At 74.6% G+C, this 13380-nt stretch carries 14 protein-coding genes; 5 read left to right on the top strand and 9 right to left on the bottom strand.

Going from position 1 to position 13380, the window contains the following annotated elements; translation table 11 throughout:
* The first annotated feature begins 44 nt into the window (after positions 1 to 44).
* Positions 45 to 1895, top strand: a complete 1851-nt coding sequence (locus ABD954_RS01155; protein WP_345483821.1) for a CocE/NonD family hydrolase — start codon at positions 45 to 47, stop codon at positions 1893 to 1895.
* 65 nt (positions 1896 to 1960) lie between these two features.
* Here ABD954_RS01155 and ABD954_RS01150 read toward each other — a convergent pair whose 3' ends face one another.
* The 6 genes from ABD954_RS01150 to ABD954_RS01125 all read right to left on the bottom strand — a co-directional run bounded on the left by ABD954_RS01150 (position 1961) and on the right by ABD954_RS01125 (position 8921).
* The gene (locus tag ABD954_RS01150; protein WP_345483820.1) at positions 1961 to 3325 is read right to left on the bottom strand and encodes an NtaA/DmoA family FMN-dependent monooxygenase; all 1365 of its coding nucleotides are present in this window, start codon (positions 3323 to 3325) and stop codon (positions 1961 to 1963) included.
* Positions 3322 to 4578: an LLM class flavin-dependent oxidoreductase gene (locus tag ABD954_RS01145; RefSeq protein ID WP_345483819.1), complete on the bottom strand. Its 1257-nt coding sequence runs from the start codon at positions 4576 to 4578 to the stop codon at positions 3322 to 3324. Before ABD954_RS01145 ends, ABD954_RS01150 begins: the two co-directional genes overlap by 4 nt.
* A gap of 714 nt (positions 4579 to 5292) precedes the next feature.
* A complete protein-coding gene (locus ABD954_RS01140) occupies positions 5293 to 5877 on the bottom strand; it encodes a nucleosidase (protein ID WP_345483818.1) in 585 nt (194 codons plus the stop codon).
* A gap of 78 nt (positions 5878 to 5955) precedes the next feature.
* Positions 5956 to 7368, bottom strand: coding sequence for a VWA domain-containing protein (locus ABD954_RS01135; protein WP_345483817.1), 1413 nt, complete (start codon positions 7366 to 7368; stop codon positions 5956 to 5958).
* Positions 7365 to 8267, bottom strand: a complete 903-nt coding sequence (locus ABD954_RS01130) for an AAA family ATPase (protein ID WP_345483816.1) — start codon at positions 8265 to 8267, stop codon at positions 7365 to 7367. Before ABD954_RS01130 ends, ABD954_RS01135 begins: the two co-directional genes overlap by 4 nt.
* A gap of 123 nt (positions 8268 to 8390) precedes the next feature.
* Positions 8391 to 8921, bottom strand: a complete 531-nt coding sequence (locus tag ABD954_RS01125) for an SMI1/KNR4 family protein (RefSeq protein WP_345483815.1) — start codon at positions 8919 to 8921, stop codon at positions 8391 to 8393.
* Between the two features lie 267 nt (positions 8922 to 9188).
* Between ABD954_RS01125 and ABD954_RS01120 the strand changes: the two genes are divergently transcribed.
* Entirely contained in the window at positions 9189 to 9566 is a 378-nt protein-coding gene (locus tag ABD954_RS01120) for a luciferase domain-containing protein (RefSeq protein ID WP_345483814.1), read from the top strand.
* Between the two features lie 127 nt (positions 9567 to 9693).
* Positions 9694 to 10584: a YhjD/YihY/BrkB family envelope integrity protein gene (locus ABD954_RS01115; RefSeq protein ID WP_345483813.1), complete on the top strand. Its 891-nt coding sequence runs from the start codon at positions 9694 to 9696 to the stop codon at positions 10582 to 10584.
* A 50-nt stretch (positions 10585 to 10634) separates the two neighbouring features.
* Here ABD954_RS01115 and ABD954_RS01110 read toward each other — a convergent pair whose 3' ends face one another.
* Positions 10635 to 11159 (bottom strand): AMIN-like domain-containing (lipo)protein, encoded by a 525-nt coding sequence (locus ABD954_RS01110; protein WP_345483812.1) that lies wholly within the window; start codon positions 11157 to 11159, stop codon positions 10635 to 10637.
* A 182-nt stretch (positions 11160 to 11341) separates the two neighbouring features.
* Between ABD954_RS01110 and ABD954_RS01105 the strand changes: the two genes are divergently transcribed.
* Positions 11342 to 11563 (top strand): hypothetical protein, encoded by a 222-nt coding sequence (locus ABD954_RS01105; protein WP_345483811.1) that lies wholly within the window; start codon positions 11342 to 11344, stop codon positions 11561 to 11563.
* A 95-nt stretch (positions 11564 to 11658) separates the two neighbouring features.
* Complete coding sequence (locus tag ABD954_RS01100) at positions 11659 to 12156, top strand: peptidylprolyl isomerase (RefSeq protein WP_345483810.1); 498 nt, start codon at positions 11659 to 11661, stop codon at positions 12154 to 12156.
* Positions 12157 to 12244: 88 nt separating this feature from the next.
* Here the strand turns inward: ABD954_RS01100 and ABD954_RS01095 are convergent, their stop codons facing one another.
* Positions 12245 to 13006 carry an alpha/beta fold hydrolase gene (locus tag ABD954_RS01095; RefSeq protein WP_345483809.1) on the bottom strand — a complete coding sequence of 254 codons (762 nt, stop codon included), beginning with the start codon at positions 13004 to 13006 and terminating at the stop codon, positions 12245 to 12247.
* 90 nt (positions 13007 to 13096) lie between these two features.
* On the bottom strand, positions 13097 to 13351 hold the full coding sequence (locus ABD954_RS01090; RefSeq protein WP_345483808.1) for a type B 50S ribosomal protein L31: 255 nt from the start codon (positions 13349 to 13351) through the stop codon (positions 13097 to 13099).
* Positions 13352 to 13380 lie beyond the last annotated feature (29 nt).

Genomic DNA, 13380 nt, shown 5'->3' with positions numbered 1-13380 from the left:
CCGGTGCGCGGACACGCCGGACCAGACGAGAGGAGCGGGTGCAGGTGCCCGACGACAACGCCTTCGGCTCGTTCGACAGCGGACCCCTCACCGAGGCCGAGGTGACCCGGGTGGCCGAGCACGGCATCTGGGGCCGCAGCGGGACGCTCGACCCGGGCGCCGTCCGGATCGGCCGGACGCTGGCCGCGGCCCTCGCCGACGAGACCCGGTCGGCGCTGCTGACCGACGAACTCGCCGATCTGGTCGCGCACGTGCGCGGGATCGCCGTCCCCGCCTTCCCGCGCATCGAGTCCACCGACGGGATCCGCCTCTCCGCCTTCACCCTCCGGCTGCTCGCCCCCGGCCCCCATCCGTTGGTCGTCATGCCGGCCGGCTGGACGCCGCTCGGCTGGCCGCTGTTCATGTACGCCTACCTGACCCTCGCCGCCAGGGGCTACCACGTCGTCGCGTACACGCCCCGCGGCCTCGGCACCAAGGGCCTGCCCTCCAGCTCGCCCGGCTTCGTCGACGTCGCCGGCCCCCACGACCGGGCCGACGGCTCCGCCGTCATCGACCACGCCGTCGAGCACTTCGCGCCCGGCCCGATCGGTTTCATGGGCGAGTCGTACGGCTCCGGCATCAGCCAGCTGGTGGCCGCCCACGACGAGCGCGTTCAGGCCGTCGTGGCCCTCAGCACCTGGGGCAACCTGGCCACCTGCCTCTACGACAACGGCGTCCGGCACGTCGCCGCCGTAGGGGCACTGCTCCGGCTCACCGGCGGCCCGGTGGAGGAGAAGTTCGACGCGCGGAACCGCGCGCTCCTGGCCGGCTTCCAGGCGGGCACCGGCATGGCGGCCGTCGTCGACTGGGGGAACCTGCGCTCGCCGCAGTCGTACCTCGACTTGACCAACGAGAAGGGGACACCGACCTTCCTCTCCAGCACCTGGCACGAGGCCCTGTTCGCCCCCAACCAGCTCGTGGACACCTTCGAGGGTCTGGAGGTGCCCAAGCGGCTCTCCCTGTGGATCGGCGACCACACCGTCCCCGAGGGCCGCGGCCTCGTCGCCCCGCCCGCCAGGCCCGGCGACGTCAACCTCCCCGTGCAGGAGGCGTACGCCTGGCTCGACCACCACCTCAAGGGCGAGCGGAACGGCGTGGAGGACTGGTCCGCCGTCAGCTACCAGATCATGTTCACCTACCGGACCGTCCCGGTGCGCGACCCCGAGTCGGGGCAGCCCCTCGGCGAGAACCGGATCGTCGGCCCGGCGCTGCGCGAGTCCCGCGCCGCCTGGAGCGACGTCACCACCGGCACCGAACACCTCGCCCTCACGCCGGGAGGCGCGGACGGCGCCGACGGCGCCCTCGTCCCGGCGGACTCCGGCGCGGCCGAACCCAGCTGGGAGCGGGCCTTCGTCGCGGGCGTGGACACCGACGCCACCGCGATGGACGGGATCATGCGGACCGGCGAGGCGGAGTGGTCCGGCAACCCCAAGACGTACGACACCCGGAAGATCGACCGCACCCACGCCCTGGTCTGGACGACCGGACCCCTGACGGGGCCGCCCGGGAGCACCGCAGCCCGCCGCGTGCGGGGCATCCCCCGATTGAGCCTGACCGTCCGCTCGGCGGCCCGCGCGGTCACCCTCGTCGCCCGCCTCCTCGACGTCGCGGAGGACGACACGGCCCGGATCATCACCCACGAGCCCCTGAACGTCGACGGCCTGACCCCGGGACAGGACCGGGACGTCACCTGGCGGCTGCGGGCGGCCGCGTACGACATCCCGGAGGGGCACCGCCTGATGCTGGTGATCGACAGCAAGGACCCCCTGTACGGCGACGTGACGCCGGTCTGGACCCAGACCGTCGTCTCCTCGTCCGCACGGGCGGCGGCGATCCTCGAACTGCCCCTGGGGTGAGCACCGGTACGACGACGGGGGGCCGGGCGGGCGTTCCCGCCGGGCCCCCTCCGGGGCGGTACGGGTCAGGCGGGCGGCCGCAGTCCCAGGTGCTCCCGCAGCGTCGTACCGGTGTACGACGTCCGGTACACGCCGCGCTCCTGGAGCTCCGGAACCAGCAGGTCCACGATGTCGTCCAGGCCGTCCGGGATCAGGTACGGCGAGATGTTGAAGCCGTCGACCGCCCCGTGCCGCGCGAAGCGGGTGAAGGTGTCGGCGAGGCCCGACGGCGTGCCCACGTGTCCCCGCTGCGGGCCGAGCGCGATCACCGTCTCCCGCAGCGACCAGCCGTTCGCCTCCGCCTTCGCCCGCCACTCGGCGGCCACGGTCCGCGGATCGGCGATCCGCGACGAGCCGAACGCACCGGTGTCCTCGACCACCACCGGGTCCTCGGCGGGCAGCGGCCCGTCGGGGTCACGTCCGGAGAGGTCCATGTTCCACACCCTTCCGGCGACGGCGAGGGCGGTCGCCGGGGTGACCTGTTCGAGCCTGACCCAGCGCGCCTTCTCCTCGGCCTCCTTCTCGGTCGCCCCGATGACGATCTCGGTGCCGGGCAGGATGCGCAGCGCGTCCTGCGGCCGGCCGGCCGCGCGCAGCCGGCGCCGGACGTCCTCGGCGAACGCGAGGGCGTCGTCGAAGTCCTGGCCGTGCGCGGAGAAGATGACGTCCGCGTTGCGGGCGGCGAAGTCCCGGCCCTCCGGCGAGTCGCCCGCCTGGAAGATCACCGGGTGTCCCTGCCGGCTGCGCGGCAGCGTCGGCACCAGGTCCACGTCGAACTGCGCCCCCGCCGCCCGTACCCGGCCGACCGAGCCCGGCACGGACCAGGCGCGGGCGTCGGCGGAGTCGGCGACCGCGCCGTCCGCCCAGCCGTCCCAGATCGCGCGGGCCACGGTGAGGAACTCCTCGGCGCGGCGGTAGCGGTCGGCGTGGTCGAGGAAGCCGCCGCGCCGGAAGTTGGCACCCGTCCAGGCGTTGTCGGTGGTCACGACGTTCCAGCCGGCCCGGCCGTCCGACAGCAGGTCGAGGCTCGCGAGCCGGCGGGCGAGGTCGCCGGGCTCGTTGAAGGTGGTGTTGGAGGTCGAGACCAGGCCGATCCTGTGGGTGACGGCGGCCAGCGCGGACAGCTGCGCGAGCGAGTCGGGGCGCCCGGCGACGTCCAGCTCGTGGATCCGCCCGCCGGTCTCGCGCAGCCGTAGCCCGTCACCGAGGAAGAAGGCGTCGAAGAGACCGCGTTCGGCGGTCTGCGCGACGCGCCGGAACGAGGCCGGGTCGATCTGCGAGCCGCTCTCCGGGTGGGACCAGACGGTCCAGTGGTTGACGCCCTGGAAGAAGACGCCGAAGTGCAGCCGCGCGTCGGGGCGGGGAACGTCGTGCGGGTCGGTCCGGGTCATCGGTTCCCCTCCGGGGCGACGGTGGAAAGGATCCCCTTGGCGGATGCGGCGGATGCGGCGGATGCGGCGGATGCGGCGGATGCGGTCGGTGTGGCCGGTGTGGCCGGTGCGGCGGGTGTCGCTGATGCGCCTGGTGTGGTGCGCGTGGCGGGTGGTGCGGTGGTGAAGCGGCTCTCGGGGCGGGGGAGTCCGAGCGCGGTACGGAGGGTGGTGCCCGGCAGCGGGCGCGCGGCGACGCGCCGGACGAACAGCTCGGGCAGGACCAGGCGCGACAGCACCGCCAGGTCCTCGTCGAGGACCAGCGGATGCAGCCGCACGCCGTCCACCACATCGCTCAACTCCTCCAGGAGGTCGGCGAGTCCCGCCGCGGAGCCGGTGTAGCGCAGGCGGCCGGACGGCTGCCCCGGTGCCGCCTCCCACGCCGCGTACCGCTCCAGGTCGCCGATCCGTTCGGCGGCCGGCTCGTCCGGGGTGTCCAGGGCCACCTCGATCTCGGCGAAGGCCAGCGGCGCGCCGGAGGCGGCCGCCGCCTCGCCGAGGAGCGCGGGGGAGGTGCCTTCGACGAGGGCGACGTCGACGAGCTCCGGCGGGACGAGACCGGCGGGTGCGAGGACCACGGGCCTGCCCTGCGGCGGACGGGGCACGATCGCGGGGCCCTTCACGCTGTACGTCTCGCCGGTGAAGTCGATGGGGTGCAGCCGCCCGCGGTCCAGATAGCGGCTCGTGGCGACCGAGCGGATGACGGCGTCGTCCTCCCACGAGTCCCACAGGTCCCGCACCACCCGGAGCCCGTCCAGAGCCTCCCGGCGCAGCGCCGACGCACCCTCGACCGGGGGCCGGCCCCACGCGCGGGCGGCGTCCGGGCCCTCCTCCACGCCCACGACCCAGCCGGCCCGGCCGGACGAGACGTGGTCGAGCGAGGCGAGGCGGGTGGAGACGTGGAACGGTTCGGCATAGGTGGTCGCGACGACCGGGGCCACCCCGAGCACACTCGTGGACGCGGCGACGAACGCGGCCCGCTCCACGGCACCGAGCCGTCCGGCGGGCCCGCCCGCGGCGGCGGACGCGGGCGGCAGGATGCCGTCGTCCAGCGTGACCAGGGTGAAGCCGGAGTTCTCGGCGACGGCCGCGACCTTGGCGACCCGGCGCGGTGTCAGGAGCTCGCCGGGCCGGTGCGCGGCCCGGCGCCAGGCGGCGGGATGGGCACCGTCGCCGTCGATCTCGACGGCCAGGTGCAGGGCGGGGTGGGGCATGGCGGTCCTTCCGGGGGCTGGGGCGGCACGGCGAGCCCTCGCCGGGCGCGGTCCGACTCCACCCGACGCCACTCGTCCACTCACCGACACCCGCCGACAGGCGTCGGCACGCGTCGGCGCACGCCGGAGTTCCGAGACCACGACGGGCCAGGCGGCGGCGTGACGGTACGGAGAGGGGAGGAGGGGGCGCGGTCGGTGCTCACGCGGCAGGCGACGACCCGCCACCGCCGCGCGGGAACGCGGCGGCGGGGCGGGGATCAGCGCGCGGAAGGACAGATGGCCGAGGCGGTGCGGCAGAAGTCGACATGCCGCCGGCAGCTCAGCAGCGCCCCCGCGGGCACCGTACGACGGCCGCGGCGCGCCGCGGCGACCGGTGCCTGCACGGGGGCCTCCAGGAGTTCCGCCGAAGGTACGGAAGAGATCCGGACCAGCTTAGGCCGGGGCCGCGACGCGGTGTCAAGGGGCGGCCGGCCACCGGCGAGGGCCGAACGCTCCCCTCCCGAGGGGGCGTTGGGTCCCGTGACGGGGTCCGGGGACTCACCGGGACCGCGCAGGGCCCTGCCCGTCCCGCGCCCGGGCGGCGGGCGGCCGACCGGACCGCGCGGAGCGCCGGGGGCAGCGAGGACCCGGCACGCGGTGGCCGGAGGGTCGGAGCGCGGGGAGCGGTGGCCGGAGGACCCGGACGGGCGGGCGCCGGGACGGAACCGGATCCGGTCAGCCGCGGTAGGGCGTGTGGGCCTCGGCCCAGTCGGCCAGGGCCCGCGCGCACGCGGCGACGGACTCGCGCCAGCTGCGGGCCGCTCCCTCACCGGCCTCGTCGCTCACGTGCTTCACCATCCGCAGCGGCACCCCGGCGAGCGCGGCCGCGCTCGCCAGCGCGTACCCCTCCATGTCCACCAGCGTGGCCCGCAGGGCGAGCCGCTCCCGCGCCGCCTCGTCCGCTATGAACGCGTCACCGGTCGCGAGGACCACGTCACCGCCGTCCGGCAGGGTGAGCGGCGCCCCGTACGTCTCGCCGGTGAGGGTGGCGAGCAGCTCGGAGTCCAGGTCGTGCTGGAGCACCGTGCCGACCACGTGGGTGCCGGTCCAGCCGGGGCGCAGGGCGCCCGCCGTGCCCAGGTTGACGACCTCGGAAGGACGCGGCCCGCGGGCGAGGACGGTGGCGAGCGCGGTCGCCGCGTTGACCTTGCCCATGCCGGTCAGGAGCACCGGCAGGTCGGTGTCGAGGTGCTGCGCCTCCTCCTTGACCGCGAGGACGAGCAGGGGACGGCCGGCCGTGATCTCACCCAGAAGTTCCATGCGGGTCACGCTACCCGGTGCGCCCGGATCCCCCTGCTCAGGAGGCATGATCGCCGGGGCACCCCGCCACGCGGGCTCCTAGACCGGGAGCAGCCGGCCGATCAGCTCGGCGAGCTGCCGCGCGTTGCGGCAGGGCCGCATGTCCACGAGCTCCGCGTAGGCGTGGGCGGCCGAATCGCCGGTGGACCACAGGGCGGGCTGTTCCGGGTTGAGCCAGTACACCCGGCGGGCCCGGTCCGCGATGCGCTTCAGGGCGGCCGGGTTCGGGTCGCTGTGGTTGGTGCGGGCGTCGCCGAGCACGAACACGACGGTCCGGGGGCCCAGCGCGTCGGCGTACCGCTCGGCGAACTCGCCGAGCGCCGTCCCGTAGTCGCTCTGCCCGTGCCAGCCGGTCACCGTCGCCTCGGCCAGGATCCGCTCGCCGAGCCCCGCCGGATCGGCCCCGCCGCGGGCGACCAGGCCCGTCACCTCGTCGACCCGGTTGACGAAGGCGAACACCCGCACCCGGCCGAACTGGTCGTGCAGCGCCCGCACCAGCAGCATCGTGAACTGCGCGAAGCCCGCCACCGAGCCCGACACGTCGCACAGCAGCACCAGCTCCGGCCGTCCCGGCCGACGCCGCCGCAGCACGGGCCGCACCGGTACGCCCCCCGTCGACAGCGAACGCCTCAGCGTGCGCCGCAGGTCGATCTCCCCGCGCGCGGCCCGGCGGCGGCGTGCGGCGAGCCGGGTCGCGAGCCTGCGGGCGAGCGGGCGCACCGTACGTCGGAGCTCGTCCAGCTGGGCCCGTCCGGCCAGCAGGAAGTCCACCCGGTCCGGGGTCGCGGCGACGGCCCGCCGGGCCACCCGGTCACGGCCCTGCCGCTCGGCGACCCGGCGGCGCGCCTCCGTCCGCACCCGTTCCCGGAAGTCCTCGATGCGCCGCCGGATCTCGTCGTCGGTCAGCCGGTCGGCGAACTCCGGCTCCGCCGCGCCGCCGCCCTCCCGCAGCGCGCGGACCCGGGCGAGCAGCGTCTCCGGCCGGAGCCGGGACAGCGTCCGGTGCGAGGACCAGCCGTCGGACCCGGGTGAGGCACCGTAGCCGCCGAGCCCGCCGACGGCCTCGCGCGCCAGCAGGTTCAGCGCCGCGTCGTCGCCCCCGGCGAGCGCCGCGGCAAGGCGGTCGCGCAGCCGGGCCGCGTCGGCCGCCGGGTCCTCGCCGGTCCGAGGCCCCGGCTCCTGCGGCCGCCCCTCGGAGGGCGGGAAGTAGAGGTCGAAGACCCGGTCGAACACGCGACGCTGGGCCTCGCCGTGCAGCAGGGTCGCGGCGAGCGCCGCGCGCATCCGCTCCGGGTCGTCGAAGCCGACGGCCTCCAGGGCGAGGCCGGCGTCCACGGTCTCGCCCGTGCCGATGCCGAGGCCGTGCGCCCGCAGCGCCCCGACCAGGCCGGTGAGCCGGGCGGTGACCTCCCGGGGAGCCGTCGCGGCGACCTCCTGGGGAGCCGCGGTCACACCGCCTCCAGGCCGAGCTCGGCGGCGGCCGTCAGGATGTCCTCCCGGTGCTTGAGGATCACCCCCAGGCTGTCCCGCACGACCGCCTCCGAGAGGGTGTCCGCGCCGAGCGCGAGGAGCGTGCGGGCCCAGTCGACGGTCTCTGCGACCGAGGGGGCCTTGCGCAGGTCCATCGCGCGCAGCGCGCCGACCACCCGCACCACCGACGCCGCGAGGGCCTCGTCGATGCCCGGCACCTTGCTCCGTACGATCCGGCGCTCCAGGTCCTCCTCGGGGAAGCCGATGTGGAGGAAGAGGCACCGGCGGCGCAGAGCCTCGGAGAGCTCGCGGCTCGCGTTGGAGGTGAGCACGACGAAGGGACGGCGGGTGGCGGTGATGGTCCCGAGCTCGGGCACGGTCACCTGGAAGTCGCTCAGCACCTCCAGGAGCAGCCCCTCGACCTCCACGTCGGCCTTGTCCGTCTCGTCGACCAGCAGCACGGTCGGCTCCTCGGAACGGATCGCGGTCAGCAGCGGACGGGAGAGAAGGAACTCCTCGCCGAAGATGTCGGTGCGGGTCTCGTCCCAGCTCTCGTCCCGGCCCGCGGTGATCCGCAGCAGCTGCTTGGCGTGGTTCCACTCGTACAGTGCGCGGGCCTCGTCGACGCCCTCGTAGCACTGGAGCCGCACCAGCCGCGCTCCCGCGACCTCGGCCACCGCCTTGGCCAGCTCCGTCTTGCCCACCCCGGCCGGCCCTTCGACGAGCAGCGGCTTGCCCAGGCGGTCGGCGAGGAACACCGTGGTGGCGACGGCGGGCGAGGCCAGATAGCCGGTGCCGGCGAGCCGCGAGGCGACGTCGTCCACGGAGCTGAAGTACCCGGTCGTCACAGCCGTCCCCCCGGAGTTCCCTCGGTTACCCATCAGTAGGGGCAGCCTAGCGACCGGCACGCCGCTCGGCCACGGCCCCGCGCGACCGCCTCGCGCGGCGAGGCGCACGCCGCTCGGCCACGGCCCCGCGCGACCGCCTCGCGCGGCGAGGCACCCCTACCGGCACAACGCGAAGGTCTCGTCCTCGAAGGCGGGGAACTCGGCCGCGGCGGCCGCCACGGTCTCCGCCGCCGGACGGCGCGAGCCGACGCCGCCGTGGCGCGCGGCGATCGCGGCGAGCCCGGCGTGCGGACGCGGCGCGCGCCGCTCGGACCAGACGAAGTCGAGCGGGCCGTAACCGTCGGCGAGGAGCCAGAGGAATCCGGAGAGGTCCCGGGCGAGCACCCGCACCTCGCCCTCCGAGCCGAGGAACACCACCGGCTGCTCTGCCGGCGGCCGCCCCGGGCGGACCCGGTGGAAGGCCACCTGGCCGCCCGTCCCGTCCATGCCGAAGGGCAGGAAGGCGTCGCCGTCGAGCTCCTGGTTCCCCGTCCACGCCCGGATCCACTCCGTGGTCTCCTCGGCGCTCGGGAAGGCGGCGTACGGCTCGTAGTCCACGCCGTAGCCGTCGCCGTCGGCGTGGGCGAAGGAGACCCCGGCCACGTCGGCGAGGGCTTCGGGAAAGGTGCGGTCTTCCGTGTCGATCATGCCCGTCACCGTAGCGCCGCCCCCTGACAACGCCTTCCGGTCAGGAGGCCGCGCGGGACGGACGCGACGTCGGCGGGACGGGGGCGGAACGGGGGCGGGACGGGGGCGGGACGGGGGCGGGGCGCCCTCGCGGACGAGGCCGCCCGGCCGGCGGCGCCGGTCCGTGAACGGTCCGTGACGCGAGGCGAGTCGACGATTTCAGGCCTCGGCGGAATTCTTTCGCCAGGACGCTTGTGCAGGTCCCCGCGGAGCGGCACGCTCCTCGGTATGAACACAGCCAGGCACGCCAGTGAACGCCTGATGAGCTGGCCCTCGCTGATCGCCGACCGCGCGGCCTGCGGCGCCGAGCTCGGACTGCGCACCGCGACGCAGCAGATCGTGCACTTCCACGGTGAGAACGAAGCCGACGTCCACCTCACCCGCGCCATGGTCGCCCGGCTGCGGCCGGCCCTCCTGGGATCGACCGCGCTGCGACTGCGCGCCGGCTCGGGCTGGGTGACGGTCCGTCTGGACACGGGATCGGACATCGACCTGCTGGCGACCCTGGTGAGCGCCGCCCTCCAGGCCACCGGCGCCCCGTACCCCGCCGACGACCAGGCCCCCGACCACTGCACCCGCACGGGCCGCCCCTTCGCCCGTTCCTGAACGGTCCGCCCGCCGGCCCGTTCGGGCCGCCCCCGATCGGCCCGGCGGGCACCGGCGTGCTCCGCCTCCGCACCCGTTCGGCCGCATGCCGGACGGAATCGGCCCACCGGCGGGTACTCGACGAGGCATGCCCCCCACTTCCGGTGCGCCGCGCGACGGTGCCCCCGCCGAGCACGGACACTGGTTCCACCGGCTCCATGTGCGCCTGATGTCCTCACCGGTCGGGCTCACCTGGAACCGGGGGCGCGAGATGGAACTCATGCACCGCGCCATGGGGTTCGCCGCCCTCAGCCTGCTCACCCTCGTGCCCCTGCTGATCGTGGTCGCCGCCGCCGACCTCGCGAGCGGTCAGGGCTTCGCCCGCTGGCTCGTCCAGGGCCTCGGCGTCTCCGAGGTCTCCCAGGAAGAGGTCGAACGGCTCTTCGGGCAGCCGGGGCAGGCCCTCCAGCGCACCACCGCCTTCGGTCTCGCCGCGCTCGCCGCCTTCGGCGTCACCTTCGGATCGGCCGTGCAGACCGGCTACGAACGCGTCTGGGGCCTGCCCACAGCCCGCTGGCACACCATGTGGCGGCACGTCGTCTGGCTCGCCGTCCTGGTCGCCGCCCTGCTGCTCTTCGTCGCCACGACCGTCCCCGGGCGCTCCTCGGCCCGCGGCGCCGTCCTCGTCGCACTCGGCGACCTCACCGGCACCTTCCTGTTCTTCTGGTGGTCGCAGCGCTTCCTGCTCTGCGGCCGCATCCGCTGGCGCGCCCTGCTGCCCGGCTCGCTGCTCACCGCCTTGGGGCTGTTCGGCCTGCGGATCTTCTCCCAGCTCGTCTTCTCCCCCCTCATCGCCTCCAACGCCGTCACCTACGGGCAGTTCGGCACGGTCCTGGTCCTGCAGTCCTGGCTCGTCGGTGTCGGATTCGTCGTCTACGGCGCCGCCCTCGTGGGGCGGCTCGTCCACGAGCGGCTCGTCCTGCGCCGGCTCGACCGCGGGCCCCGGGAGGGCGGGCCGGCGGGCCCCGGCCCGCACTGAAGGGACGGTGGCCGCCGCGAGGACGGCCACCGCCCCGTGGGCGGACGGGATCACCCGCGGCAGACGGGTGCGGGACGGGCGACATCGAGCACGAAGCGCTCGGGGTGGTGCAGCACGAAGGTCTTGTAGACGGGTTTGGCGGCGAAGGCGGCTCCGACGGTGACCACGCCCTCGAAGTCGCCGGTGAGGGCGACGCCCTTGAGCGCGGGAAGGTGGATCTTGAGCAGCCGGGGTCCCTGGTAGACGGAGGCGCCGGCCTCGTTGTGGGCGACGGCCGGGGAGAGCCGGATCTCCAGGAAGTACTTCCCGGCGAGCGGCACCTTGTTGCCCGAGCCGTCGTAACGCAGCTCCTTCACCGGCTTGACGCTCACCGGGGGCATCGTGCCCCGGACGTCGATCACGAGCCGGTCGAAGGTGGAGTGGCCGCCCCAGCGGACGTCGACGACCCGGGCCGTGGCCGGGGCGGTCGTCGTTCGGGAGGCAGGGGCCGTGGCCCCCGCGGGGGCGGTGGCGCCGATCCCGGCGGTGAGAAGGATGCCCGCGGCCGCGGCCGCGAGGGTCTGGCGATGGAACATGGCGTCCCCCGATTCGTTCTGCGACGGGGACAGTGGTGTCACTGGGAGAGACATCCGCCTGGAATGAATGGTTCCGCCCGAAGGGCGGGTATTCGGAATCGTTCCCTCGTGCGTCCGGTGGGGGTACGGAATCGGTGCCACGGCCGCCGTAACCTCAAGGCCCCTCGGTAGTTGACCAGGGCATGAAGAAGCGCAGCATGCTCGCCATCGCCTCCCTCGCCGCAGGCGTCGTCACCGCCCTCGTCAGCCCGCCCCAGGACGCCTCCGCCGCCGAGGCCGGCGGCCCCGCCGACAAGGTCACCGGCCTCCTCCAGGAGGACCAGGCCGTCGGCTCCCTCGTGGGCGAGACCGTCGAGGGCGCCGGAGGCGGCCTCCAGGCCCCGCAGGCCGGCGGGCTCCTCTGACCTCCGCCCCCGCCCGTGCCCCGTACAGCCCCTTCGCGGCCGTGCGGGGCACGCCCCGTGTGCGCGTGACGCTCGGGGAATGACAGGATGTGCCCATGAGCGACAACGTCTACTTCGACATCACCATCAACGGCGAAGAGGCCGGCCGGATCGAATTCAAGCTCTTCGACGAGGTCGTCCCGAAGACCGCCCGCAACTTCCGCGAGCTCGCCACCGGCCAGCACGGCTTCGGCTACGCCGGCTCCCCCTTCCACCGCGTCATCCCCCAGTTCATGCTCCAGGGCGGTGACTTCACCAACGAGAACGGCACCGGCGGCAAGAGCATCTACGGCGAGAAGTTCGCGGACGAGAACTTCCAGCTGAAGCACGACCGCCCGTACCTGCTGTCGATGGCGAACGCGGGCCGCAACACCAACGGCTCCCAGTTCTTCATCACCACCATCGTCACCAACTGGCTCGACGGCAAGCACGTCGTCTTCGGCGAGGTCGTCAAGGGCCAGGAGATCGTCGACAAGATCGAGAAGCTGGGCTCCGCCTCCGGCCGCACCAGCGCCGACATCCGCGTCGCCAAGTCCGGCGTCGTCGAGGCCTGATCCGTCCGCACGGCCCGCGCCGAACCACCGCCCACCGCCCCCGCCGCCGCACCACCGGCCCGGGGGCGGCGGCACGGCCGGGGCCGGTTCAGGTAAGGGCGCGGGCGAGAGCCAGGGCGAAGCCCTCCGGATTGTCGATCGTCATGTTGTGCCCGGCGGCCGGCACCTCGAACACCGGTATGCCCTGCGCCGCGGCCTTCTCGGCGTCCGCGTCCGGCAGGCTGAGCTCGCCCACCAGGAAGGCCCGCGGCCGCTGGAGGGCGAACAGCAGCTCGCCCTCCGCCGGCACCGAGCCCTCCACCAGCGCCACCGAGCTGCGGTGCACGGCCAGCGGATCGGCGAGCCGCAGCCGCGCCGCGTAGTCCGCACGGTCCTGACCGGCGACCATCGCGGCGAAGCCCTCCCGCACGAAGGACTCCTCGTCCTGGGCGGCGACGGGAGAGGAGAACGCGCCCCCTCCCGCGTACAGATTGGGCTCGGCCACCACCAGCCGGTCCACCAGATCCGGGCGCGACGCGGCCAGCCGGATCGCGACCGCCCCGCCCATCGAGTGCCCGACCAGCTCGACCCCGGACAGGCCCTCGTGGTCGAGGATCCGGGCGACGGCCGCCGCCTGTGACTCCATGCGGTAGTCGAAGGAGCGCGGCCGGTCGCTCAGACCGAAGCCCAGCAGGTCGACGAGGAGCGAACGCCGTCCGGCGAGCTCCGGACGCACCGCGACGTGCGCGAAGTCGGACGCGCCGCTGCAGCCGAGGCCGTGCACGTACACCCGCGCCAGCCCCGTCGCCCCGCCGGGCAGATCGATCCACCGGACGCATCCCCCCGCCTCCGCCAGAAACAGCTCGCGCATGGTGCTCCGCCTCCCGTGACACCCCGTAGGACCGGCTCCCCACCGGTCCCGGTCACTCTAGGGGGCAGCACTGACAACGGCCCCGCCCGCTCAGGAACCGTCGCCCTCCCCGTAGCGCCGCTCGAACTTCGCGATCCGGCCCTCGCTGTCCACCGTGCGCGCCTTGCCCGTGTAGAACGGGTGGCTCTCGGAGGAGATCTCGACGTCCACCACCGGGTAGGTGTTGCCGTCGTCCCACTCGATGGTCTGGTCGCTGCTCGCCGTCGACCGGGTCAGAAACGCGAACCCGGCGGACCGGTCGCGGAACACCACGGGCCCGTAGTCCGGCTGCTTGTCCTGCTGCACGTGTCCTCCTCGGACGTCCTGCCAGTCTT

The sequence above is a fragment of the Streptomyces roseoviridis genome (assembly GCF_039535235.1).
Lineage (GTDB): Bacteria > Actinomycetota > Actinomycetes > Streptomycetales > Streptomycetaceae > Streptomyces > Streptomyces roseoviridis.
The sequence above is the reverse complement of the archived record's forward strand: the minus strand, read 5'-3'. Positions and strand labels throughout refer to the sequence as shown.